General features: G+C 39.6%; 20 protein-coding genes. 2 read left to right on the top strand and 18 right to left on the bottom strand.

The features are described from left to right. The 7 genes from BN3282_RS01575 to BN3282_RS01545 form a co-directional block, all read right to left on the bottom strand. A complete protein-coding gene (locus tag BN3282_RS01575; RefSeq protein ID WP_059066398.1) occupies nucleotides 1-978 on the bottom strand; it encodes a hypothetical protein in 978 nt (325 codons plus the stop codon). A gap of 8 nt (nucleotides 979-986) precedes the next feature. Next, nucleotides 987-2,912, bottom strand: a complete 1,926-nt coding sequence (locus tag BN3282_RS01570; protein WP_205408509.1) for a Dam family site-specific DNA-(adenine-N6)-methyltransferase — start codon at nucleotides 2,910-2,912, stop codon at nucleotides 987-989. Nucleotides 2,913-3,043: 131 nt separating this feature from the next. Beyond that, complete coding sequence (locus BN3282_RS01565; RefSeq protein ID WP_059066397.1) at nucleotides 3,044-4,519, bottom strand: ABC transporter ATP-binding protein; 1,476 nt, start codon at nucleotides 4,517-4,519, stop codon at nucleotides 3,044-3,046. An 11-nt stretch (nucleotides 4,520-4,530) separates the two neighbouring features. Further along, nucleotides 4,531-5,220, bottom strand: a complete 690-nt coding sequence (locus tag BN3282_RS01560) for an energy-coupling factor transporter transmembrane component T (protein WP_059066396.1) — start codon at nucleotides 5,218-5,220, stop codon at nucleotides 4,531-4,533. 3 nt (nucleotides 5,221-5,223) lie between these two features. Further along, complete coding sequence (locus BN3282_RS01555; RefSeq protein ID WP_059066395.1) at nucleotides 5,224-5,817, bottom strand: MptD family putative ECF transporter S component; 594 nt, start codon at nucleotides 5,815-5,817, stop codon at nucleotides 5,224-5,226. A 28-nt stretch (nucleotides 5,818-5,845) separates the two neighbouring features. Beyond that, nucleotides 5,846-7,573 carry an ABC transporter ATP-binding protein gene (locus tag BN3282_RS01550; RefSeq protein WP_059066394.1) on the bottom strand — a complete coding sequence of 576 codons (1,728 nt, stop codon included), beginning with the start codon at nucleotides 7,571-7,573 and terminating at the stop codon, nucleotides 5,846-5,848. Next, nucleotides 7,566-9,335, bottom strand: coding sequence for an ABC transporter ATP-binding protein (locus tag BN3282_RS01545; protein WP_059066393.1), 1,770 nt, complete (start codon nucleotides 9,333-9,335; stop codon nucleotides 7,566-7,568). The genes BN3282_RS01550 and BN3282_RS01545 overlap by 8 nt, the downstream gene beginning before the upstream one ends. Before the next feature lie 221 nt (nucleotides 9,336-9,556). On the opposite strand from BN3282_RS01545, the gene BN3282_RS01540 reads away from it, so the two are divergent. Continuing rightward, nucleotides 9,557-10,546, top strand: coding sequence for a helix-turn-helix domain-containing protein (locus BN3282_RS01540; RefSeq protein WP_059066392.1), 990 nt, complete (start codon nucleotides 9,557-9,559; stop codon nucleotides 10,544-10,546). A 111-nt stretch (nucleotides 10,547-10,657) separates the two neighbouring features. Here BN3282_RS01540 and BN3282_RS01535 read toward each other — a convergent pair whose 3' ends face one another. From BN3282_RS01535 to BN3282_RS01480, 11 genes are all read right to left on the bottom strand, one after another. Next, nucleotides 10,658-11,176 (bottom strand): ParB N-terminal domain-containing protein, encoded by a 519-nt coding sequence (locus tag BN3282_RS01535; RefSeq protein WP_242866571.1) that lies wholly within the window; start codon nucleotides 11,174-11,176, stop codon nucleotides 10,658-10,660. After that, entirely contained in the window at nucleotides 11,160-12,434 is a 1,275-nt protein-coding gene (locus tag BN3282_RS01530; RefSeq protein WP_059066390.1) for a DUF3440 domain-containing protein, read from the bottom strand. Before BN3282_RS01530 ends, BN3282_RS01535 begins: the two co-directional genes overlap by 17 nt. A 77-nt stretch (nucleotides 12,435-12,511) precedes the next feature. Then, nucleotides 12,512-14,185 carry an SHIRT domain-containing protein gene (locus BN3282_RS01525; RefSeq protein WP_059066389.1) on the bottom strand — a complete coding sequence of 558 codons (1,674 nt, stop codon included), beginning with the start codon at nucleotides 14,183-14,185 and terminating at the stop codon, nucleotides 12,512-12,514. Nucleotides 14,186-14,492: 307 nt separating this feature from the next. After that, nucleotides 14,493-15,065, bottom strand: coding sequence for a nitroreductase family protein (locus tag BN3282_RS01520; RefSeq protein ID WP_059066388.1), 573 nt, complete (start codon nucleotides 15,063-15,065; stop codon nucleotides 14,493-14,495). A 23-nt stretch (nucleotides 15,066-15,088) separates the two neighbouring features. Next, nucleotides 15,089-15,928 (bottom strand): pirin family protein, encoded by an 840-nt coding sequence (locus BN3282_RS01515; protein ID WP_059066387.1) that lies wholly within the window; start codon nucleotides 15,926-15,928, stop codon nucleotides 15,089-15,091. Then, nucleotides 15,825-16,346, bottom strand: a complete 522-nt coding sequence (locus BN3282_RS01510) for a MarR family winged helix-turn-helix transcriptional regulator (RefSeq protein WP_082667422.1) — start codon at nucleotides 16,344-16,346, stop codon at nucleotides 15,825-15,827. Before BN3282_RS01510 ends, BN3282_RS01515 begins: the two co-directional genes overlap by 104 nt. A gap of 459 nt (nucleotides 16,347-16,805) precedes the next feature. Continuing rightward, a complete protein-coding gene (locus BN3282_RS01500) occupies nucleotides 16,806-18,146 on the bottom strand; it encodes a GntP family permease (protein ID WP_059066385.1) in 1,341 nt (446 codons plus the stop codon). Nucleotides 18,147-18,194: 48 nt separating this feature from the next. Then, a complete protein-coding gene (gene ilvC, locus BN3282_RS01495; RefSeq protein WP_059066384.1) occupies nucleotides 18,195-19,181 on the bottom strand; it encodes a ketol-acid reductoisomerase in 987 nt (328 codons plus the stop codon). Nucleotides 19,182-19,411: 230 nt separating this feature from the next. Beyond that, on the bottom strand, nucleotides 19,412-20,131 hold the full coding sequence (locus BN3282_RS01490) for a FadR/GntR family transcriptional regulator (RefSeq protein WP_059066383.1): 720 nt from the start codon (nucleotides 20,129-20,131) through the stop codon (nucleotides 19,412-19,414). 249 nt (nucleotides 20,132-20,380) lie between these two features. After that, nucleotides 20,381-22,705 carry a family 78 glycoside hydrolase catalytic domain gene (locus BN3282_RS01485; RefSeq protein ID WP_059066382.1) on the bottom strand — a complete coding sequence of 775 codons (2,325 nt, stop codon included), beginning with the start codon at nucleotides 22,703-22,705 and terminating at the stop codon, nucleotides 20,381-20,383. Further along, the gene (locus tag BN3282_RS01480; protein ID WP_059066381.1) at nucleotides 22,702-24,087 is read right to left on the bottom strand and encodes an MFS transporter; all 1,386 of its coding nucleotides are present in this window, start codon (nucleotides 24,085-24,087) and stop codon (nucleotides 22,702-22,704) included. The genes BN3282_RS01485 and BN3282_RS01480 overlap by 4 nt, the downstream gene beginning before the upstream one ends. A gap of 157 nt (nucleotides 24,088-24,244) precedes the next feature. On the opposite strand from BN3282_RS01480, the gene BN3282_RS01475 reads away from it, so the two are divergent. Then, the gene (locus BN3282_RS01475) at nucleotides 24,245-25,231 is read left to right on the top strand and encodes an AraC family transcriptional regulator (RefSeq protein ID WP_059066380.1); all 987 of its coding nucleotides are present in this window, start codon (nucleotides 24,245-24,247) and stop codon (nucleotides 25,229-25,231) included. Nucleotides 25,232-25,235: the final 4 nt, after the last annotated feature.

The following is a 25,235-nucleotide window of genomic DNA, read 5'->3' as shown; positions in this document are numbered from 1 at the left end:
TTACACAATAAATTTTTCCATATATTTCAACAGCACTTCACATCTGGCGAATTTCTCACTTTTAGGAGAAAACTTTGTCCTATAAGCAGCAACAAACTTACCGTATTCACTATAATCCACTTTATATCCCTGTTTGTAGGCAAAAATGGCCATGGGCAATATTTCGATCCAGTAGAATTTCTCCGCGCTGCCGTTAAAGTCAACCGCCGACGACTTTTTCGCCGATCTTTTCGGTATGATGTCGCCGAGCAGAGACGCCGTCTTCCAGACAAATGTCTTCTTTGCAAAATCCACGCTGTAGTGCTCACCTTCATATACGTCCGTTTTTGCATGATACTTTGCCGCATAATCCGAAGCATATCTGGCAAGGAACTCTTTCATACCTCTTGGAATATCGCCCGGCACGACAGAATCTTTTCCAAAGACTTCTACATACTCCATTCCCGCAGCACATAATCCTGCCAGATGCCGTAAGATCATTTTTGAAGTCAATTTTTTATTCAGTATATTGATAAAACAAAACTTATGGTTTGCAATACTATAACTTGGCGACTGCAGATGATCTGCCGCATAATCAAGCAAAGTGGGAAAAACCGTCTGCGAGACAAACGCATTTCTCGTATCTTCCCCCGCATCTGAAACAAACAGATACAGCAATATCTGTCTGCACATACATTTTGTCCCCCGCGTATAGACATAGCATCCGTTGCGTCTATAAACCGAACTTCTTGCCGGATGGATCTCAAATTCTTCTATCAGCACTCCATTCGCTTTTCCCTTTTTATAATACGGAAACTGTGCCTCGATAGCCGCATATTCTATCTTTTGCACCTGTAATTTGGGATTGTATGTATTCACAGCCTGTATGATCTTCTGTTCCACATATGGTATTTTCATGACCCCTGCCGGGGGAACAACACCAGCTAACAGAAAAGCGTCCGGGAACTGCCTGTCGTTCAAAAGAATGATCCGCTCCATGTTTCCTCCTATTCAAATATGTTATAATTCGTTACCACGACCTCTTCCCGCGGATATTTGATGCCTGTTTTCCCGATTTCTATCATATTGTAGCCATGTGCCTGTATCCAATCCAGCAAAATATGATGTTCCTTTCCTTTGTGTCTGACTACATTGGACAGCATAAACTTATATCCCGCCTCGTCAATTTCCTTAAGATATGCCAGCAATTCGACTTCATTATTTGCATTCCAGCCTTCCAGTCCCCTTTTTCCATCATTATATTCCGCATTGGTTATAAAATACGGCGGATCAAAGTAGAATATGGTATCTTTAGGAAAGTCTTTATAATTTATCGAATGATACGGTCCGCACTTCAATTCATACACAGGCGCTCTGACAGCAAAATTCTTTATGCGTTCTTCAATCCCCTCGCAATATTCATTATTCCCTACCGGTGTATTCATCTTCTGACTGTTATTGTAACGGATCATATTTTGAAACGCATAGATCTGTAATACAAATAAGTTTAAGGCTGTCTTTTCTTTCTCATTATACTGTTCACGCAGCTTTAAATAGGCCTCTTTATTCTTCTTTTTCAGTCCATATTTTTCTATGACCTGCTTCACAGAATGGATGATCTGCTCTGCGTCCTGCCCAATAATCCACTCTATGATTTCAAAAACATACCGGTTATATTCCACATACAGCACTTTGTCCATTGCCGTGATATTAGCCCCCACATTGAACGCCCCGCCCATACAGTCCACAAAAGTCCCTACGTGCTTCGGCAATTGTTTCATAAGTATCGGCAAAACCACGTCTTTACTTCCGGAATAATTCAACGGCGATTTATGGATACTTCGGTCTTTTCTAAAATAAATGACAGCTTCCTTCAGCTGTGTTCCATTTCCTTTATAACTTGCATTATTCGTCGAATACTCCCTGTACCCACTCGTCTCTACATACACTTCCCCCTCTACCGCAAACAGTCTTGCCATACCGACAAGATCTTCCAATGAAATGAGAGATTGGTTACTGTAGCTTACCAATATATGAGTAAAATCCAGCTGCCGGAACAGATCTTCAAATTCCGTCAGTACCTTTTGCTTATTGGAATATCCAGACAATTCACGATTACATCTTCTTCCGGTTTTCCCAAAGATTTTGGGCGCATCATATTTTGTAAGTGTCTCTAATATATGATAAGAATTTGTATACTGGGTGATCGTATACGGCGGATCGATATACGCTATATCACCTTCGATCCGTCTGACAAGCACGTTCGTATTCTCATTGTATATCCGGTTCACGCCATGCAGGTCTTTCTCGCATAACTCTAAGGGCAGCAGCTCAAAGGATTTCAACGCTCTCTGTTCCCAGAACTTAAAAAAAGCCTGATAGGTCCCGGATGTATTCGATACCTTAAGAACAGACTCAAGCAGGGAAGCGATCAAATAAGAATACTCCGACTCATCTACGATCCCCTGCTTATAAATTTCTTCAATATCAATCCGCATCCCATCTATCTTGATAGCATTTTCCTCAGTAAAATACATTCTGTCGCCAATCGGCGTATAGTGATTGTACATAAAAAAATCTGATGACGGCTCATACTCTCTGTCGTTAAGCCATTGGAACGGATCCGTCTTATACTTCCGAATGAACTTAACAAAAGAAGGTCTGCCTGCGTTCATCAGTTTCGCCTTTGCTATGACACTTGCAAAACCCATATAATCATTTGCAATGATCGTATATCTATCTTTAAAATAATCTCCTACTGACGACGTACCAGAAAAAAGATCCGCAAACACTTCTCCTTCGATCTGATACTTGTCAATGACATTCTCAATAAAATCAAGTAATTTCGTTTTATTCCCCAAATAACGCACTGCTTGATCCCCGTTTCTTTTCTTTGTCGTAACCCTTGAAAGGTTCTGCCGGTTTTTCCACATTTTCAGGAATAAACCATTGCTCGTATATATTTATTATATTCCCGCGGAAGAATATTTTCAACCGCTGTGTGCAGGGGAGGGGGACTTTGTACAAATGAGCATTTTTCTTTTTTATCTCGTTTCCATCGCATTTATTCCAACAAACTCTTTAATTTCCTTACATTCCTGCTGTCTAATATAAAATCTTCGAAAACTTTTCCGTCACGCAGACACACCACTCTGTCGCAAATATCCACAATAAATTCAATATCATGAGAAATGACAAAAACTAATTTTTCTTCACTTAGATCTTTCAAAATTCGACTGACTTTTCTCATATTTTCTCCATCTAAACCACTGGTCGGTTCATCAAAAAATACGATTTTTGCCTCGTCTATTGAAGCGACCGCAATGCTTACTCTCTGTTTTTGTCCTCCTGACAGCGACATAGGATGTTGCTCAGTAACCGCTTTTAAATTTAATTTTTCTAAAGATTTTTCTATTTTTTCCTCTAATTCTTCGGATTGCTTCCTGCCTAAAATCATTTCATCATGTACACTTTCCGCAAATAACTGATAATCAACCTCCTGCATTACAAAATAAGATTTTTTCAAACATTCCTTGGCAGAAAGCTTTTTGCCATTTAACTTTACTTTACCAGTTTGTTTTTTGATAATCCCGCACGCTGCCTTTGCCAACGTTGTCTTTCCTGTGCCATTTGCGCCAATAATACCGACAATTCCCGATTTATTTGAATCCACTTTTAAGTTGATATTGTCTAATATTTTCTTTCCGCCTAATTTAACAGATACCCCCTCGACCTCATACAATATTTTTTCTCGTCTGTCTCTTTTTCGTAAACGGTCGGATACTTTTAGATCAGATATATCGAACAGGCGGAGCCCTCTTCGCCGTATTTCTTCATCCTGCAGCAAAAGCGCTTCTTCAAATGTTGTTTCTTCTGCTATTTCTCCGCTGTCCATATAGAGCACTCTATCCACAATATCACGCAGATAGTATACTCTGTGCTCAGAAATAAGGATCGTTTTTCCCATATCTTTTAGTTTTTTAATGACTTTTGCCAGATTCATAGTCGAACTCATATCTAAGTTCGCCGAGGGTTCATCAAAAACATAAATCTCCGGATCGACCGCACAGATAGACGCAATGGCGATTTTTTGTTTTTCTCCGCTTGACAGTGAGAAAATACTTCGATCTCTAAGGTCTTCTATATAAAGCAAAGAGAAGGCTTCGCCCACTCTTTTTTTTATAATTTTACTTGGAAATTGTAGATTTTCACATCCGAAGGCAAGTTCTGAAACCGTTTCTGTTGTAAAAAATTGTGTCCTTGGATCTTGAAACACCATTCCCACAAAATCTGCCAACTCATAACTTTCTAAATTTTCAATATTCCTGCCATCTATCAAGATTTTGCCTGTTAATGTACCTTCATAGAATTTGGGTATCAGACCATTGATCGTTCGTGTTAACGTCGTTTTTCCACAGCCGCTTTTCCCTGTCAGTAAAAGTGTCTCGCCTTTCCGAATCTTAAAGTCAATGTTTTTCAAGGAGTTTACAAGGGAATTCTGATATTTAAACGACACCCTTTCAAAATTTATTCCTTCCATTGTAACCTCCTCTAAACATACAACTCAAAAAAATACATAAAAATCATAAAAATCACAATTACAAATACATATATAAAATCTTTCCAAGTGATCTTCAACTCCGTAAGCGAAGTCCGCAGCCCCGGTTTTTCAATTCCACGTACAATTGCCGATGCCGCTAATTCTTCTGACACTTTGACGAATCGCATCATCAAAGGCACAAGCATATATTCTAACAGTGTAATTGGTTTTGTCAAAATATTCCCTATCCCCAGTGAAACATTCCTGATCTTCATGGATTGCTTAATAATCCGCAGTTCTTCCGCAATCGTTGGGATAAATCTTAATGTCACGCCCAGTGTGACAGTTATACTCTTTGGTAGTTTCATCCTTTCTAAAGAACTAATAAACTGGCTTACGCTTACTGTTTTCGTCATTAAATAATAATTTCCTAATACAGGTGAAAATTTAAATAGTATGTATGCAGTCAGTCCAAAAAACTTACCCGCCGCTCCTAAAAAACTCAATAAAACCATACACAGAAACAGAGCTGCTCCATATGCCAACAATCGCTTAACATAATAAATTTTTTTTAAATAGGACAAGATCAATGCCATAAAGCACAGATTTATGATAATCCCTAAATTGCTTCTTACCACAAACAAAAGAATGGTCTGCGCGAATGTATGCAATATTTTTGTTCTTGGATCTATGTGAGGCATTTTTTATATCATTCCCGCCTTTTCAAAATGTTTTCTTAATAGTTTCTTACTAAATACAGTGCCAAGCAAGGCAGCAGCCAATAAAACCACCGCCGATGTAATACCAAGATAGGATCTTGCGGCATCCACAAGAGCATCCACATACCCCATGTCTGTTCCCGATACTCCTCCTGTTGCCTGTTTAATATACCAATCAGTAAATATGTAGATCGGCGCAATATCTCCGCCATAAAATCCAATCATCAGAACGACATAAGCCAACGTCATTTTTTTATAACTTTTATATCCATCCAAAGATACGATTATTTCTGCAGCCATACCAAAAACGATCATGCAAATAAGCAGCGTCTGTGCTCCCATCAATCCCAGCAGGATCCCAAGAACAACAGATGGTATCAAAAACGCCCCTTTTTTCTGAATCTTTACTGCCAACAACATATATAGCGGCGCGCATATAAATGAAAATATCGCCGGATAAAACAGATATACTGCCGGAGTGATCCCCGTGACCATCATTAAAAACATCGCCAACGCAAACATAACAGCGCTGAAAATACCCATTAAAACAAAATCTTTTATCGCAAGTTTCTTTTTCATAGCATGTTCTCCTTCTTCCAATAATTATTCAATTCATTTTCGAATCGTCTATCATCTTTCGGTAAGTTGTAGATTTTTCCAACAATTCTTTATCCTTACCGATCGCCTCGACTTTGCCATTGTCCAGCAGAACGATCTTGTCGGCATTTCGGATTGTCCTCATTCTGTGCGCGATTACAATAACCGTCTTCTGTCTGATCAATTCTGACAGCGCCTCCTGAATAAGACTTTCATTTTCAACATCTAAAGATGCCGTCGCTTCATCCATCAGGATGATCGGAGCGTCCTTGAGGATCGCTCTCGCGATCGAGATTCTTTGTCTTTCTCCTCCTGAGAGTCTCTCGCCGTTTTCTCCTATGATCGTGTCTATTCCTTGGGGCATTTTTTCAATAAATTCATCACATCTTGCTATTTTAGCGGCACGAAAGATTTCTTCATCGCCGGCTCCTTTTTTCCCAATCCGTATATTTTCTTTTATACTTGTGTTAAACAATACTACATCTTGAAAAACAATGGAAAAATTCTTCAATAGCGTTTCCGGATCCACTCCACTGATGTCTTCCCCACCTAGCAAGATCTTTCCTTCATTGATATCCCAAAACCTTGCGGCAAGTTTTGTAAGGGTTGTTTTTCCACTTCCCGATGCTCCGATAAGCGCTGTTACTTCACCTTGTTTTGCTGTAAAACTCACATCCTTAATAACCGAATGATCCTCATACCCGAAGGAAACCTTTTTAAATTCTATATCATAATTTCTCGGATAAAATTCTGTTTTCCCTTCTTGGATCGGCATTGTTTTTATTTCTTTTATTCTGCCGACAACACTATCCAGCATATCTATCATGCCCATAAAGGCGATAATACCTTCTATCGGCAGATAAATACTTGCAGTCATAATAAGAAATACGATATATACAAGGATATTGATCTCCCCTGTAAAAAACATTTGCGCGCCTGTAACCGCAACCGTTACCATTCCCATTTTTAAAAGCATTCCGGAAAACGCTACCGCAACTCCTGTTACGATCTCAACCTTCCCCTTCATCTTTGTGCTTTGCTCTAATTTTTCAAAGAATTCCTTTTGCGCCTTTTCTTCCAAGTTATACGACTTTATTTCCTGAATCTGCTCTATTTTTTCTTGAAGGTCGTCAAGCACCTCTCTGTTTCGTTCTATATACTTGTCGTTGCTCTTCTTTCTTTTGTTTTTAGACAAGAAAAAAACGAAAATAGAAACAGGGATCACCCAAAGCGCTGCTACGCCAAGCTTTAAATTATAATTAAGGATCAAAATCGAAATGATCACCGTTGAAATCGCCGTAGCATAGATCTGTGGGACTGCATGAGAAAATATTTCTTCATACAAAGACATATCACTCATCATTGTCGCAGCCAAATCTGAAGTATTTCTTTTTCCAAAATAGGATAAAGGTAACTTTTTTAGTCTATTCGCAATGTCAATTCTGACATTAGCACTTTCGCTGTAAACATTTGTATATAACCGCGCATAATCCCATCTTGCAACAAAAAACATTGTCAGCAGCATAGCCAGTATGACGCATATATAACGGCTAGGCGAAAACATCATGACTGTCCCTGTATCTTCCACATCGCTTAAAAATTGAAACATAAAGATAAAAGCAATGATCGGCGGAAACATTTTTGTCAAATTTAAAAGTGTATGAGAAAAAATGGATTTTTTCAGGTTACGCGCTCCCGTCTCAGACATAGCATATTTTTTCATAAAATAATCAAGCATTTTTACCTCCTATCTCCCAGTTAACTGACCTTTGATATTCCTCCCAAAGCCTCTTATAGCTACCCCGCTTTTTCAAAAGTTCTTCATGCCTTCCTTCTTCTGTGATCTTTCCATTTTCGACCACAAGGATCCTGTCTGCGTTTACAACTGTAGAAAGCCTGTGCGCGATCATCAGAGTTGTTTTGTTTTTGGCTAATTTTCTAAAAGACTCCTGTATAATGTGTTCATTTTCAGGATCCGCAAAAGCGGTTGCCTCATCCAGGACAATAAATTCTGCGTCCTTTAAGAAAGCTCTGGCAATCACAAGACGCTGCGCTTCGCCTCCTGAAAAATACGTTCCTTTCGCTCCATAGACAGTATTTAACCCATCTTTTAAGTTTCCTGCTAATTCTTTTGCTCCCGCACTAGAGAGCGCTTGCTCTATTTCTGCATCTGCAGCATTTTCCTTTCCCAACAGGAGATTTTCTCTTAGGCTCATTTTAAAAAGTCTTGCGTTTTGAAAAACAAATGCTATGTTTTGCATAAGAGAATTCTTATCATAGTCTTTTATATTTCTTCCCCCCAATATAATTTCTCCCTCATCTACATCGTAAAATCTTGCGGCAAGTCGGGCGATCGTCGTTTTCCCTCCTCCCGAACGGCCCACTAAGGCTACTGTCTCGCCTTTATTTACCTTAAAAGATATGTTGTCCAATATTTTTTCACCGTCATAAGCAAAGGATACATTTTTAAATTCAAGTCCACCTGTTGTTTGGTTTGCTTTTCCATAAGTCATCTCCTTGTACGCAAGGACATCTTCTATTTTGTCAAGAGCAAGTTCCGCAAAGTAAAGATATTGACTGATCGTCGCAGAACGCATAATGAAAACTCCAAAAATCGGACCTATCAAAAAATATATCACCGAATTCGCAACGACTTCATGTGGGTCTTCCCCCGCCAAAATAATGAACAGCGCTGTTGGAACAAGAAAGAACGCTGTTGACCCAGAAATCGCTTCAAACATCGACATTTTATTTCTATATCCCATGGTCATTTTCAAAACGCTGTCTTTCATATTGAGTATGGAAGCATACAGCCGCTTAAAGCTTTCTATGCTCTGACCAAATGTTTTTACCACTGGGATCCCTCTGACATATTCAACTGTCTCAGCAGATAAAATATTAATATGCTCATAATATTCTTCTCTTTTTTTCTTTCCCTGGGGACTCATCATGGTTGCCATGAAAACAAATCCCACGAGAACAGGGACAAGACTGGCCACTCCCAGCCTCCAATCAAACAAGAATAAAAATACGAGTATTACAGCCGGTGAAACGAGTGTTGACGCGATATCTGGAAGCTGATGCGCTAAGACACTATGTGTTTCAGCCGCACCATCCATAATGATTCCACGCAGCTTTCCGCTTTCTTTGTCCGCAAAATAACCCAATGGTTTATGCAATACTTTTTTTACATTGACCTTTATAATGTTATCCTCGACCTCAAACGCGAAAAGATGCGACAATATACCGGCAAAAACATACAGACAAAGCCCAATACAGGGGAGTATTGCCGCATACAGTATGTTTCCTCTTATCATCCCATAGGTCATCTTCTCATTTAATATCATCACGCTTACGATTTTATGGATATACCACGTGGGCATCAGCAGCAGGATTCCCGAAAGAGCTGAAAAAAACATTGCTAAAAAAAGCATGTATTTTCTTTTCCCGGCATAAGGCATGATTCTTTTTAAAACAGGCTTTTTCTTTTCTTTTTTCATTGTATCCCTATCCTTTCATATACAAATTTAATAAACGCTCAAGTATACGAATATTTCATCCCGATTAGTCTATTTTATCATCTCATTTTCAAATTATATTCTCCTTTCTGCTAATCAATATTGTATCATTTCATTTCTTGTGTTACAATGAATATAAGTTTTTAGGTCCAAACGGGATAATGTCTGATCGGGATATTTTTATAAAGATAGGAAAAAAGATTATGAGTTATTATGAATTTGTCAAAAACTATTTGGGTACTGAGCCCTGCGAGAACAATCATAAATATTGCGATATCGGAAATACTTTCTGTATTCTCAGCGAAGAAGGCGAGGGCTGTTATTGGTTTTATGAAACAAATCATTTCATCGTAGAAATACATGATTTTTTCATAAAAAAGGACGTAGTCAATTCTACGTTTCCTAATATAAAACCTTTTATATCTTTTTCTTCTTCGTACATAATCACCGGAAACGGCGAAAGTTTTAATCCTTACCAAACACTATCAGCCAATTCTTTGTATGTTATCGACGCAGAAAACATACATAGAGATTATAAATTCCTTTTACACAGAAATTTTCCATATTTAAGCGTAGGAATCAATTTTAAAAAAGAGATGCTTGAAGAATATTTGTACTTTTTAAAAAAGGAGAAAAATATTTCTTATTCCGATATATTTGCTTCCACAAAACCGGCGATTGTTAAATCTTTCGCCCCATTGGCAAAAGAGATATTAAATTGTAAAATGAGCTCTCCTGCTGCCGAACTCTTTTTTGAAGCCAAGGCAAAAGAATGGCTCAGTCTGACTATAAACGCTTTTTTTACGAATAAGAGTATCAACATTTCAAAGGATGATAACAAAGCATTAGAAGACGTGTCAAATTATCTTGATGATCATTATGCCATCGACGTTTCGCAAGAAACACTTGAGAAAATTGCGTCAATGAGCGGAACAAAATTAAAAAAATTATTCAAGCAGAAATACCAGATCAGCATTACAGAATATTCGCAAAGAAGACGGATGAACATAGCAGAAACGCTGCTTCTCAACTCTTCTCTGAGCATTAGCGAGATTGCTGAATCTGTAGGGTATTCATCACACAGTAAATTTAGCTCCTGTTTCCAAAAATACAAGGGTGTCTATCCTCGTGACATCCGGAAACTTGCGAAAAAGAAGGACTATGCCCCAGGCTGCTGCAAATGTCAGAAATAAAAACGCAGCAGCTTATAAGAGGGGGGGACTGCATCAACGCTCAGAGAATCCTAGATGTAATCCTCCTTTGAAGTACAGTCCCCCTGGCAGCTTCCTTATAAAGTCTCCCGCCTAGTCCCATTCATATTTCTTTGTAAATTCTTCCCATGACTTTGAAAATTCTTTATTCTTAAACGCTTCTTTAAGACCGGAAATCTGTTTCAGGCGGAAAACCTCATCTCCATCCATTCCCAGCATCTCTGCAATCTCCGCATCCGTCTTTCCTTCTCCAACCAGTCTTATGACTATTTTGGACATGTCTAAAACCTGATGTGTCCCTCTCGCACGATTAAATTGTATCGTTGCAGCTATCCTTTTAACGATATTGTGCTTTAAAACAACTACCGGTATCTCTTTTAGATGTAATTTCTTTGCGATCGTATAACGATGGAAGCCATCTACAATACAGTACTTATGATTTTCATCCTTTATAACCGCTATCGGATAACAAAAGCCATTTTCTATGATCGAGATCTCCAATAATTTCATTTCAGGTGCCGCTACTATATTCGGATTATAGTCATTTGCATACACTTCCTCGATAGGAACTAATTTCACTTCCATCGCCAACATTTTAACTTCTTGCGTCACTTTCCTCCAGCCTTTCGTTAAAATATATTATCTTATTCTCTATTTCATCTTTTTCCAACATTGCCTTTAGTTCCGCATCATCCCTTTTGGTCTGAGAAAACGATAAGATCCTACCGTAATAATCATTCTTTAGTATCATCTTCGCACATCTTCTCCATGATGCTATTTTCTTTTTAGCTTCCAAATGTTTAGGGCCAAAATCCTGCATCGGTATTCCTTTTCTTACCTCATACCATTCAATAAATCGCTCAATTTTTCTTGCATAATGGATCATCAGATCATAATTCGCGATCCCTATAGTTTCCAAAAGAAATACCGTATACTCTTGCCACGTCAGATGTTTTGGCTTTTCCAATTTCATATATCCAAGCGCCAAACTCTTAGCATACATATTTCCAAAATTAACACCTCCAACTCTTATCAAAAGTTTTGACCAAGTTTCTGGCTCTATTGCCTTAAATTGACTCAATCCTTTTCTTTGATCGTCTCCATAAGGCTGACAGATCCTTGCTTCGTGTATAGAAAGTCCGGATTTATAGAATATTTCATACAGCCTGTTGTATTTCAAGTCCAATTTGGAAACAGCAATCCATATATCTCGCGTCTGCCAGTCATAAATTGGATAAAAATTATAAATCGGAAGATTCCATTCATTTTGAACAAGTGTTGTCCAATTATACTCTTTCCATTTTTCTTTTCTAAGTGATACGATCGTTCTAAAACGATTAAAACTTTCATTCGTTCTAATACCAACGCCGCACATGACCGGTTTATTGTGTTTCTTTTGATACCATTTCGCAAAAGCTGCGATAAAAGCTTCAAACTGCATGCCGCTTATAAAAAAATCCCAGCCATATTTAAGGAGATAATTCTCCTCATTGATACAAGCATCCGGCATATCCCTTATCCAGAATTCTTTCTGCCTTTTATCCCAACATATCCAATGTGTACTTAGTTGACTTACCGAATTTCTCAAAACTAACGGCAAACAAACCCAATAAAACTCATTGATCTGACTGAGCGTTTTAAGTTCTTTTACATGATCAACCGTATACTGATAATTTCCTTCCAGATCAATGAATAAAACATCGAATTTCTTATTTTTCTTTTTCGCGACCATATTCGCCAACTGCAGCATAACGGAACTGTCTTTGCCGCCGGAAAACGAAAAATATACGGCAAAATCTTCCGAAAAGATTTTTTCTAATCTTTCAATTGCAGCAGTATAGACATTCTTCTCTAGATAAATTTTCCCCAAAACACTTCGCCTCCAAAGAAAAATCCTATTACTTGAATAGGTACTTAGATTTTACATACATCCTTTTTAAACGTGTATCATTTTCTATAATAAAATAAAGCAAGCAGTATCATAATAGGCGCTGCGAAAAGAAAACTATACAGTTTGATATTTGTTGCATCTCCCGTTTTGGGTATATTTATATTTTGAGCGCCGCTCTCCCGCAGCTGCTCCTCCTTTCCTTCGACTCTTGCAGCCGCAGACTTTGGCTTTGTTCCTGGTGTTCCATTTAAAGACCCCTTATTAGGTTTAAATGCCCATGTTCCGACAAATTCTGTTATTATGTCTTCTACTATTTTATGATCAGCATCATAGCCTTTAAATTCCCATACGCCTCCTGCAACCGCCACCTTTAACTGTGTCGGTTGAATAGGAATAACAGTATCCCCTACATGATGCTCTTGAGTATCGGCCGGCAGCAAGGCAACAATCTCTGCGGGCAATCCCTCTCCTTCTGAATCGTTCACAAACCGATATGTAACCACATATTTGCTTCCATATGCAGCTTTCAAAAATGTAGTAACTTTCCCTAATGATACAGTTACATCTATTTCCTGCGCACTGTCTGCCTGCCAGCGGGGATCATCTAAATACCATCCTGTGATCAGATGATTCGAATGATCTGTCGAAAGGAGCATATTCATACTCTGCGCAGGTGCTATTGTAAGAGAGTTCCCGTAATGCGCTATATCATCGCCTTTAACAGCTGCTGTATTATTCGCAACAATAGCTCCTTCTTCCACAGTAGCACTATTACCATTATTGCATAATCCCCCTCCCTGTGAAGCAGAATTTTCTGTGATACTAAAGCCAGTTTTTATTACAATATCAGCTCCGTTATGAGTAAAAATACCTCCGCCAAAATTTGAACTTGTATTATTTGAGATTTCACCTCCCCTTAATACAGCTTCTCCTGCATATAGCATCACTCCGCCGCCATACCCTTGTGCATTATCAGTTGTTTTTCCTACTATATTTTCCCGTATAGATCCACCTTCCATGTTAAATGCAGCATTTGCCAAGAAAACGCCGCCGCCATAACCGAAAGCATTCGTAAGGGTTTTATTATCTCTGATACTCCCGCCATACATATTAAAAACGACTTTTCCGTATCTTCCATCGCCGGCAACTGCGCCGCCCATTGCAGCTATCGCTTCATTGGTGTTACCATGGATATCACCACCGTACATATTAAATTCACCATTTGAAATATTAACTGCAGAACCTAAAGAAGATCCATTAGTTGTACATCCTGTCAGCTCAACCCCATCATAAATATTTAAGATACCTGTTTCTTCCCAAGCCCCAATGTGCAGCAAAGCAGACGAGCGTTTTGGCGCATTAACAGTAACTTTCAGCTGATTCTCATTATTTGAACCATTATTTTTCCCCAGTGATAAGACAGCGCCATTCCTTATTCTCAATTCTCCATTTGATATTTCGCTGCCTATATTAATTGTGTGTCCGTTTCCGAGTATAACTGTATTCTTAAAAAATGCGCAATTATACCCAGCGCTCCCAAAATCAATATCTCCTGTCAAACTGATCGTATATGTTTCATCAGCAGTCTTCGCATTTATTTCTTCAACTGCGGCTTTAAATTCAACAAAATCAGAAGCTTCATATATTGCTTCATCTGCTGATGCCGGCACTGCGTATACTCCTAACAGCAGCATAACAAACACACAAACAACAAAAATTCTACGCTTCATATCTGCCCCCTTTACATCCTCTTTCCAATTTTTTCAGTCTCACAAATATTCCCTTTTTCATAGCTCCCTTCTCAAATACACAAAAGCACACCATCGCTTTTTCAAGCCATGTTGTGCTTTAAAACTGTGTTTAGAATATGACTCTTTTTTAATCTTAATCAAATTTTCACTTTTTGTATATATCCAACTCCTTTTATGCCAGATTTCGCTTTTTTTATACCAGATTTTCCTTTTTTATACTATATTTTGCTTATTTTATGTTGATGAGGATATTTTTTGTTTATTGCTATTATGATAAGCAGCGTCGCTATCTTACTACTGTTACTCTTTTATCTATATCTTCTCTTTCCTTTTTATCCGGCTCCTTAACAATTCCACCAAACGGCATTTGTGCTGCTATTTTATAATTCTCGGGAATAGCAAATATTTCCTTTACCTTTGCGTCTATTACCGGATTATAATGCTGCAGTGAAGCGCCAACATTCAGTTCTCTAAGCATACTCCAAACAGAAATCTGCAGCATACCATTTGCCTGTTCTGCCCAGACAGGAAAATTATCCGCATAAGTGCTAAATCGCTCCTGCATTGCCTTCACTGTTTCCTGATCGTATAAAAATAATACCGTTCCGGCGCCCGCTTTAAACGAATCTATCTTTTCTCTTGGTACTTTGCCCCCAAATACATTATAAATTTCATCCCATAACTGATCATGTTTTTCTCCAAAAACCAGAACTATTCTCGCGCTTTTCATGTTAAATGCATCCGGCACTAATTCTGTGATCTCTTTAATTTTCTCTTCGATCTCTTTTTCTGAGACCGGTATATTTTTATCAATGTTATAATATGTTCTTCTGTTCGTTAACGACTTTATAATACTCATAACTACCTCCTTATGTTCCGCTTCTAATACTCAACTTTTTCTTTAATGAATGTATCGTTTCTAAGCTCTGAAAACGCTTTTTGCAGTTCTTCCTGCGTATTCATTACGATCGGTCCCGCCCATGCGACCGGCTCATGTAACGCTTTTGAATTCATATATAAAACTTGCGCGTCTTTTTCGCTATTCTTAATTGTAAGGCTATCGCCTTCCGTCAGTTTAACCGCTGTTTTTTCTTCTATAAGTTCATTATTGATATATACATCCCCTAAAAGTGTAAATATCATTACAGAATCATCCATAGCCATATTAAGCGTAATCTCTGCATTGCTGCGCAAATGAATATCATAATAATCCATAGGAAGATAGTCTCCCCTATATCCTTGATATTCCTCGTATGTTCCCGCCAAAAGTCGTATTTTGCCGCCTTCAATTTCTATTTCTTTGATTGCGTCCTTTTTTATACTGTTATAACTCGGCTTGCTCATTTTATCTTTCGCAGGTAAATTTAACCACAACTGCACTCCCAAAAGCCTTTCAGCAGCCGGCACCATTTCCTCGTGCATAATTCCAGAACCAGAATTCATCCATTGCACTTCTCCGTCGGAAATGCCGTCTTCATTGCCAAGGCTGTCTCTGTGAACCATTTTTCCTCTTGATACATAGCTTATCGTTTCTATTCCTCTGTGCGGATGCATTGGAAAGCCCGCTGTGTAATCCTCCGGATTAGTACTGTCAAAAGAATCCAACATTAGAATAGGATCAAACTCTTTTGTTGTCTGATTGCCCAAGACTCTTACCAAATTTACGCCCGCTCCGTCTATTGCCTTGAAGCCTTTTACCTTCATTTTCACTTTTCTTTTCATCCAATTTACCTCCTATTTTCTTTAAAAGATATACGAATTCTTCTTTTTCTTCATCATCTAAAACCGCCATACTCTCTACGATCATTGCCTCGTTTTTAGGAGCGATCTTACTGATCACATCATACCCGTCTTTCGTTAAATGCAATATACATACGCGCCTGTCTTTTTCGTCTGATAATCTTTCTACATAGTTCATTTTTACTAAGTTGTTCACTATCAAAGGAATCGTCCCTACACTGCTGAGTATTCTTTCTCTCACCTCCCCAACTGTCATATCCCCTTTACTGTAGAGAGCTTCCAAAACCATAAACTGACTAAATGTCAAATTGTACTCTGCCGCTATTTTTGCCGTCTTTTTGTCTAAAGTATTCACATTTCTATGCAGTCCGATCAGAATTTTCATTTCTGTCCTTCCCAAAATCTCACCCCCTCAGCGCAATTATATATCTAACTAGATATTATCTATATAGATATATTACTCCATATTTTTTTATTTGTAAATAGGCAGATATATATTTCCAATGACATACTACGTATCCCTTCCCCTATTAACAGTCAAATACTTATTCCCGTATTTGCTAGGTAATACCATAAATCTTTGGCAGTAAAACGGAGGAACATTCTCTGCAAACGTCTTGAAATAAGGCATTTGTTCATTTGAAAATTTGGTTCGAACTCTATGAGCACATCAACTATATCTTGCGGCAATTTTGCCTGTACTTCCTTTATACTTAGAATAAGAATCTTTTTTGTCATTTTCAACTTGCCTTTTCTCCAATATCGGTTTTTTTTGCGTAAATCCAAAAACACAAAAAAGAGCATTGCTCCACAGGTAATTACTTACCCATTTTACAACGCTCTTATGTTTATTCTCTGTTTAGATAGGAAGTACCAGACAGCCAATTACCGCAAACAACATTGCAAATACCGCTACAATGGCATTTCCGAACGTATATGTCTTCAAGCCTCCTGTAATGGTAAAGCCGGAAAGATTCGTACTAACCCAAAATCCACTGTCATTTACATGTCCGCAGCTCAGCGAACCGGATAAACATGCTATCGCCATCCATACAGGATGCATTCCGACAGCTGCCGGAACAGATGCCATGATCGTCATCGTTGTAATCGATGCAACGGTTCCCGATCCAAGCGCAACTCGAAACAGTGCAGCAATAACAAATGCGATAAACAGCGCAAGAATTGGTGAGGCTGAAATATTTTTGATTGTCTCTGCCAGCATGTCAGCTAAACCTGTCGCGCTGATCACTGCCCCAAACGATCCGCCGGCTCCCGTGATCAACAATACTATACCACAACTTTTTAATGCTTCTGTAGACGATTTCTCTCTTTCATCTTTATTCATTGTTTTTGCCGCAACAAGATATGCACTTAATGCTCCAAGAAGAAGCGCCATGTTCTTATTGCTCAAAAATGTAATGATTGACGGGACTTCTCCCAAAGCTCCCATAACCGTTCCGATCAGAATTAAGATAACCGGTAGAATAACTGGAAGCAATGCCATAAAGAAAGACAGTTCGCCTGTTGTTTCCGCACTCTTTCGTTCTTCGTATACTTCAACGCCAGTCTCGTCTTTCTGCGCTTTCCAGAAACCTTTATCAAAAAGAGTAAACAATATCTTCATCGCGATCAATGCTGAAACTAAGCCAAGTACTGTTCCCACTATCACCATAATTCCAAGATCAAAATGTAGGATCTCTGCTGCCGCCAACGGATTCGGTGTTGGCGGTACCAGTGTATGCGCTGCTCCGGCTCCGATAACCATCGCACCAACGGTGTACGGCAGCGGTTTCCGGATCTGTCTTCCGACTGCAATCGCAAGTGGAATCAAGATTACGAAAGTCACGTCATAAAATACTGGAATCGATAACAAAAATGCCGTAACTCCAAGCGCATATAATGCGTATTTTTCAGATGTCTTTGAAATCATTGTTGTTGCGATCACCTTTGCTCCGCCGGAATCAGAAAGCAGCTGCCCAAGGATTACTCCAAAACCTACGGAGAGGCCAATTCCTGTCATCAAATTTCCGAATCCAGATCCTACTGTTGTAATGGTTTCTGTTGTTCCAAGTCCAGATGCAATTCCCATAAAAAGACTTCCAAGAACTAGCGAAATCGCAGGGTTTAATTTCAGTTTTAAAATTGTAAATAATATAATCGCAATCGATATTGCCAACCATAAAAAAATCTTCACATCCATAAGAAACCCTCCTCTGTTATTATCATATAACCAAATATCTCTCAACCATTATTTTAATCTTGCTTTCAGCCGATCTTCTGCCTTTGTAAATTCACAGTTAAAAGCATCTTCTTCCAACTTATTTAGTGTTGAGAGATGATTATCATGCTGTTCTCTATCCCATTCTTCTGCAAATTCTCCGCCTTTAATTCTGTCATAGCGATTTTTTAAGAATTTTCTGATCTCTGTTGTGTCAACATCCTGGAATCCGACCAGCTGTCCATATTGGCTGGTATGTGAATGGAATGGAAGCTGGCGGAAGAAGCCTACCTCTGCTGCTTTTTCCATCATAACTGCCGGCTCTTTTGACAGATACATTTCCATAAGTACTGCTTCTTCCGGATGTCCCATCTCTACCTGTAATTTGAATGCCTCGACAAATACATTGTAAATAATCGGCCACGTTCCCTGCTCTGCCATAAGATCCAAACATGTCTCATCGTCAAATGTCACTTCTATCGCACCTTTTCTTGTTGCTCCGATCGCTTTACAAAGAGCTTTTCCATATTCCAAAGCCTTTCCGGATGCATCCTGATGAACTGCAACGAATGCCGGTGATCCTTCGCCGCTTTCATATAATTCACGAACACCTTTTCCGATCATACGGGGCGCTGCCATAACAACATCTAAGCCTTCTGCAGGTTTGATACGATGAAATGTAATATTATACCCTGATGCGAAATTCAAAACATTTCCCGGCTCCAGGTTCGGCGCTATCTGTTCTTCATAAATTTCCGGTGCAACCTCATCAGGTAATAGCAAGAAAATAATGTCTGCTCTTTTAGTTGCTTCTGCAATAGAATACACCATAAAACCATCTGCATTTGCCTGATCATAAGATTCATCATGCCGACTTCCTACTATCACATTCTTTACACCTGAATCCCTCATGTTTAACGCCTGGCTGCGTCCCTGATTTCCGTACCCAATAATTGCAACTGTTTTGTCAACTACTAATCCCAGATCTGCATCCTCGTCATAATAAATATTAGCCATAGTTCCTTCTCCTTTTCTTTTTGTTATGCCGCTAGTCATCTGATGACTGCTATCTGATGTCATAATACCACCAGGCATATATGAAGTCAATGTTTTTGTTGTATTTCAACTATTTCCCCAATATATATAGATTTTTTTATACATTTTGCACAAACAAAAAAAGATTCCTAGTCTCTTATTTTTGACCTAAGAATCTTTTTCATGATTTACAAGAAATATTTTGCTTTACACTACTTGCTTAATGTAGCCGTCAACGCCAGACTGCTCCATGCGTCCAATGCATCACGTATTGCCGTCTCCATTGCTTTTTTATCGCGTTGTTCCAGTGCAGCCAAAATCTGTTCATGATTATCGGTAACAATTTTCGAATAATCTCGATTTGCAATCACAAGAGACGGATGGAACAGCTCCATAATGCAGACGCCAATACTCACTACAAATGGATTGTGTGTGCTCTCATAAATTACATTATGAAATTTCATATCTTTATCCACCGTTGCTTTTCCACGATTAAAATCCGACTTAAACTGTTCGTGTATTTCTCGTAATTTTGCAATATCCTCTTCTGTGGCATTATCAATTGCCAACAAGCTTGCTGAAATCTCAATCATCTTTCTAAATTCTACCAATTGTGCCTGACGTTCTTCATTACTATTCAATATCAGCTGAAAAATCAAAGGATTCAGCATAGACGCATGTACACAAGTTCTGACACGGCTTCCATTTCCTTTACAAATCTGCACAACGCCTAATGCCTCAAGCATCTTGATTGCCTCACGCACACTTGACTTTCCCACTCCCAAAGATTCAGCCAATTCTGTCTCAGAAGGCAGAAAATCTCCAGGCTTAATGTCCCCATTAATAAGTGCTTCTTTAATTTTTTCAACGACCATTTTCGATAAGGATTGTTTCGGAACCGGCGTTAACCATGTACTATTTTTTTCTCCCATATTCCACCTCCATGGCACGATCTGGATTACACATGTTCATTATAGCTTTGAGTCCGTCTTTCGTCAATATTGCGACTTTTCTCGTTCAAATCTCTGTTTTTTCTGTTTTGCCATGTTCCGGTATTGTAATTTGTATTTATACTTTACTAACAGCCAAATACCTATTCGCCTCTTCTTCCTGTCTCCGTAACACAAACTCGATAATCTGTGAACGGACGCATTGGTGCTGTATTTGAAGTTCTGCTATTTTTAACATGCGGCATTCCTTTCATCACCTCTTTGTTTGTGCAAGCATATAAAATCATGTATTCCTCCAATAACATGCTTTTCCTCGCCATTTGGCAAAATAATTTCAGCTTTTACTTTTTCCGGGATTTCTACATGCAAATGGAATTCTTTTTCGTCTTTTTCCCATGATGATAGGATCTCCCCTCTTACACTCTGATACTTCGCCCGGGCAAATGTCAGACTGCCGCCAGGCAGCGGTCTGATCCGTATGCTCCTAAACCCCGGTTCTATTGGCACAATCCCTGCGCAGCGCGAAAACAGCCAAGCCACAACTGCGCCGGGTGCATAGTGGTTATGAGAATCTATCGAACTTCCGTCCTCTGTGATTCCATACCAATTCTCCCATGTCGTTGTCGCTCCTTTTGTTACCGCAAACAGCCATCCGGGTTGTTTAGTGTTTTCCAACATTCTATATGCCGTTTCGACATATCCTCCATCAGCCAGAACAGACAAAATCTGATAGGTTGTCAAAAAGCCGGTTCCGATTCTGTACTGATTCTGCACACACATTTCATTCAGCTTTATCAGTGCTTCTTCTTTTTGTTTATCTGTCAGCAGTCCCATCGCTATCGGACGTACATATCTGCACTGTCTCTTGGAACGAATCGTCCCCTTTTTCAAAAATTCTTTCTGATATGCTTCTTGTATCTCTTTCTGTAAATTATGATACTTCTCTAAATCTTCTTTTTTATCCAGCAGCTCTGCCATGTCTGCCAGCTGTTTTACCGTCTCGTAAAACCACGCCGTCGTAACTTCTGTATCCGGGAACAGCAAATCTTTGAAAAAGTCTTTATACATAGCCGTTCCCGGCTCCAGCCACTCTCCGTAATGAAATCCTGTTTCAATGATATATTTCCGATGTCTCCCTCTCTTGAAGAAGAAAAATGGATTTGTTTCAGATGCTCTTTTTATGTTAAACTCCACAAATCGCTTTACTGTATCATAGACCTCTTCCAGAATCTGCTGATCTCCGTAAAAGCGATATAAGATCCATGCCAGATTTGAAACGGCATTCGACCATCCCATGCATCCTCTTTGCCTGCCCGGCTTTCCGCCTTCCGGTACCACATAGGGCAGATTCCCATCTTCTCCCTGTTCCAGCTGATAATCCACCAGCCATTTTTTCAGGAATTTTCTCGTGTCTGACAGATAGCAGGCTGTTTCTCCAAACACCGAAATATCTGCAGTCCATCCGCTTCTCTCCCGTGTGGGACAATCTGTCGGTATATCTACAAAATTCGATTTCTGACTCCAACGTACATTTTTGACTAGTTGATTGATACACTCGTTAGAACAGGAAAAATCTCCGACAAACGGAAGATCTGAATACACGGCTCTCGCCTGAAAATTTTCCCTTCTAATCTCTTCAGGCCAGTTTTCCAGACGCACATACCGAAAGCCGCTGATCAAAGAAAAGGGGCGGTAAACCTGTCGCCCGTCTTTTAAAATATATTCCAAGCGCTGTCCTACTTCCCCGCTGATAAGCGACGCCCCTTCCGCGGCCAGATTCTCCATAGTAAAGTTGCCGTTTTTATCCAACACCTCTCCCATCGTCAGACAGACTGTATGTCCTGCCTTTCCGGAAACTGTAAATTGTACATATCCCGCCATATTTTGTCCGAAATCCAACACTGTACTTCCATCCGGCGTATGCAAGACCTGCGGTGTAAACCGTTCATGGGGCAATATCTTTTCCCCATGTGCTTCTTCCAGATTTCCATGATAAGAGCTCTTTTTGACACCGTGCCATCTGCTGTCGTCATATCCGGGGCGATCCCATCCGTCTAATTCTTTCGTTGCATCATACCGCTCGATTGTTTTTATATTATTTTCCCGGATAGGACCCGTCTGCGTAGCGCGAAAACTTTCATCCGAATATATCTCTTCTTTAGTCTCGTCTTCATACACAATAGCAAGATGACAAAAAAACTGCAGTTTTGTCCCATAATTGTTTCGCTTGCTGCCTATCCCAAGGCAGCCCCGGTACCATCCATCGCCGACTGCTGCCGCCAGTACATTTTCTCCTCTCTGAAGCTTATCCGTCACAATATATTTCTGATATTGGACTCTGTATTTATAATCCGTATATCCCGGCAGCAGCATCTGCTCATCTAATTCTTTTCCATTGAGATATCCTTTATATACTCCTAATGCCGTTATCTCCAACTGTGCCTGTTTAACCGGTTTTTCAATCACAAAAACCTTTCTGATATAGGAGGCAGGCTGTTCCTCCTCTGTACAGATGTCTAATTCCGGCTCTATAAACTTTTCTTTCCATATTTTCATGATCTGTCATTCTTTTCCTTTCGCAATGTCTTCTGAATTTCCGGCATGATCTTATCCAGATTGCACAGACTCAGACACAATAAAATAAGCAGATTGCACACAAGCGGCGAAAATGCCATTGCCGCTTTTTCCACCGCGATCGTATGAGCGCTCTGCGCCACAAGCTGCCCGTCATACGCCGCAAACGCGAGCAGCCATCCTAAAATCGCCGCCCCCAGTCCGGCTCCGGCTTTATTTCCTATACTGGTAGAACTGAAAATGATGCCTTCCATCTTCATACCCGTCTTCCATTCTCCATAATCACATACTTCCGCCAAAAGCGATTGAAAACATGCAGAAAATGCAGAACCCGCAACTCCGCATATTCCCATTCCGACCAGAAGCAGCGCTGCGCTTGGTCTGGGGAAATATACACTCACTAGTACTACGACAGAACCCACTACCGTAAAACAACTTCCCACACATAACGTCTTATATTTTCCATATTTATTGCATAAAGAAACGGCTATCGGAAGCGCAAGTATTACCGGAAGCAGCATAACCAATGTCATAAAGGTAAATACATCGATATCCCCCAATACATCCCTGCAAAAATAAATCCCAATCCCACTGATGATACCATTTCGCAAATTTACCAGCAGCCCTGCGCCTGTGGCAAAAAAGAAATATTTATTTTTACTTAATCCCACAAATGCGTCTTTTACAGACATTTTAGCCTGCGGTTTATCTTCTTCTTCACAGCTGTCTTTATTTTCTGTCCGCTCCTTTAATTTCCAGAAACTGTATCCTCCTGTGAGCAGGATCACCGCTGCATAGACAAGCATGGTATTCCGGTAGCCTTCTTGCGTATAGCCAAATTGTTTCAACAATACGGAGGTAACGGTCGTTGCCAGGATACCGCCGATCATCGTTCCCGCCATCTCCGCAGCACCCAGGATATTTCGCTTTTTTCTGTTGCTTTCTACCAACGGAAGCATCGTCGCCATTGAAACGCCGCTTATTGTAACAAATACTGTCATCAGACTAAAATATGCGATCACAAAGTAGACGATTTTGGCACCCATAGACATATTTTGCGGAACCTGAAAGAGCAGAACCAACAAAACCGCTACACCCAGAGCGCCTACTAAAAGCCAGGGTCTTGCCTTTCCCCACCTGCTCTTTGTGTGGTCGATCACATATCCCATGATAAAATCACTGATCCCATCCGTAATACGCAAAAGCAAGATCACAGTACCTATCAGCGCAGCAGGCAGTCCTGCGATATCTGTCAGATAAATCGTCAAAAATGTCCCTAAAATCGTACTCGCCAAAATATTTGGTATGGCTCCGGCTCCAAATGCCGCACCCTGACTGACCTTTACTTTTTCTTCTTTTCCCATAATTATCTCCTTGTACTTTATAGCATAATTTATTACCCATATCTTTTTCTTGGCCAATTTATATGATATATTCTAATTATATCCGGATATTTTTTATATTGATATAGAGTAAAAGCCCATAAAATATAATTTTTCACCCATTTAAAAGGAGCCTATTATGAATTATCAGTCACTTCCGCTTATCACCATACAAGGATCTGTATCCGAAAAAAACCGCCAGGATTACTACGCCCGCAATTCCAACCATCTGACATCCGACAGACTGGCACTGCTAAAAGAATTTCAGACAGATCACTTTCACATATCAGGAACAACGCAGGTGTTATCTGATTTCATCATCAGCAGCAATGCTCGCGCCAATTTAATCTATCCGATTGCATTCCTCATCCTGACAGAAGACGCCTCTTATTACACCGACCGTTCCGGTCTGCATGCTTATGAGCTCCGATATACACTGGAAGGAGAAGGATACCTTGAATATAATGGGAAAAGCTATATTTTAAAAAAAGGGGACGGCTTTTTTATCGACTGCCATAAACATCACTATTACCGTACCAACAGTACCTATTGGAAAAGTACTGTACTGCATTTCCACGGGAATCCGGTTTCTCATCTATTCAAAAAATATTTAGAAAAAGGAAGTGTCAAATTCTCTGACACCTCCTGTCCTAATTTTGAAATGATGCAGTACGAAATCCTGAAGATCACACAGAAGCTTACGCCTTACGCAGAATATAAATTATCCTGCCTGTTCAACATCTTGTTGACAGATCTTCTCGTCGGCTCAGATTCCTCCCCGACATATTCCGGACAGCCTTCTGTGATCGAAGAGATCATACTCTTTATGAAGTCCTCTTTATCTGATTTTATTACGATCGGCCAATTGACCAGACAGTTCGGTATCAGCAGCACGCACTTGACAAGAGAATTCCGCAAATATACCGGTTCCTCTCCAAAAGAATACTTGATCCAATTAAGGATCAATGAAGCCAAACGTCTTCTCAAAACAACAAACAACAGTATTGAGGCGATTTCCTCTCAGGTCGGTTTTTCTGACACGGCGCACTTTATCCAGATGTTTAAAAAAAGAGAAGGAGAAACTCCTCTGAAATACCGGAAGTTATCCCCTTCTGATCTTACTTGATCTA

The organism is Mediterraneibacter massiliensis (genome assembly GCF_001487105.1).
GTDB classification, from domain to species: domain Bacteria; phylum Bacillota; class Clostridia; order Lachnospirales; family Lachnospiraceae; genus Mediterraneibacter; species Mediterraneibacter massiliensis.
The sequence above is the reverse complement of the archived record's forward strand: the minus strand, read 5'-3'. Positions and strand labels throughout refer to the sequence as shown.

Excerpts from the sequence above, each read along its gene's own strand:
- BN3282_RS01575 (WP_059066398.1), bottom strand. The coding sequence starts at position 978 with ATGGAGCGGATCATTCTTTTGAACGACAGGCAGTTCCCGGACGCTTTT.
- BN3282_RS01570 (WP_205408509.1), bottom strand. The coding sequence starts at position 2,912 with ATGTGGAAAAACCGGCAGAACCTTTCAAGGGTTACGACAAAGAAAAGA.
- BN3282_RS01565 (WP_059066397.1), bottom strand. The coding sequence starts at position 4,519 with ATGGAAGGAATAAATTTTGAAAGGGTGTCGTTTAAATATCAGAATTCC.
- BN3282_RS01560 (WP_059066396.1), bottom strand. The coding sequence starts at position 5,220 with ATGCCTCACATAGATCCAAGAACAAAAATATTGCATACATTCGCGCAG.
- BN3282_RS01555 (WP_059066395.1), bottom strand. The coding sequence starts at position 5,817 with ATGAAAAAGAAACTTGCGATAAAAGATTTTGTTTTAATGGGTATTTTC.
- BN3282_RS01550 (WP_059066394.1), bottom strand. The coding sequence starts at position 7,573 with ATGCTTGATTATTTTATGAAAAAATATGCTATGTCTGAGACGGGAGCG.
- BN3282_RS01545 (WP_059066393.1), bottom strand. The coding sequence starts at position 9,335 with ATGAAAAAAGAAAAGAAAAAGCCTGTTTTAAAAAGAATCATGCCTTAT.
- BN3282_RS01540 (WP_059066392.1), top strand. The coding sequence starts at position 9,557 with ATGAGTTATTATGAATTTGTCAAAAACTATTTGGGTACTGAGCCCTGC.
- BN3282_RS01525 (WP_059066389.1), bottom strand. The coding sequence starts at position 14,185 with ATGAAGCGTAGAATTTTTGTTGTTTGTGTGTTTGTTATGCTGCTGTTA.
- BN3282_RS01520 (WP_059066388.1), bottom strand. The coding sequence starts at position 15,065 with ATGAGTATTATAAAGTCGTTAACGAACAGAAGAACATATTATAACATT.
- BN3282_RS01515 (WP_059066387.1), bottom strand. The coding sequence starts at position 15,928 with ATGAAAAGAAAAGTGAAAATGAAGGTAAAAGGCTTCAAGGCAATAGAC.
- BN3282_RS01500 (WP_059066385.1), bottom strand. The coding sequence starts at position 18,146 with ATGGATGTGAAGATTTTTTTATGGTTGGCAATATCGATTGCGATTATA.
- ilvC (WP_059066384.1), bottom strand. The coding sequence starts at position 19,181 with ATGGCTAATATTTATTATGACGAGGATGCAGATCTGGGATTAGTAGTT.
- BN3282_RS01490 (WP_059066383.1), bottom strand. The coding sequence starts at position 20,131 with ATGGGAGAAAAAAATAGTACATGGTTAACGCCGGTTCCGAAACAATCC.
- BN3282_RS01485 (WP_059066382.1), bottom strand. The coding sequence starts at position 22,705 with ATGAAAATATGGAAAGAAAAGTTTATAGAGCCGGAATTAGACATCTGT.
- BN3282_RS01480 (WP_059066381.1), bottom strand. The coding sequence starts at position 24,087 with ATGGGAAAAGAAGAAAAAGTAAAGGTCAGTCAGGGTGCGGCATTTGGA.
- BN3282_RS01475 (WP_059066380.1), top strand. The coding sequence starts at position 24,245 with ATGAATTATCAGTCACTTCCGCTTATCACCATACAAGGATCTGTATCC.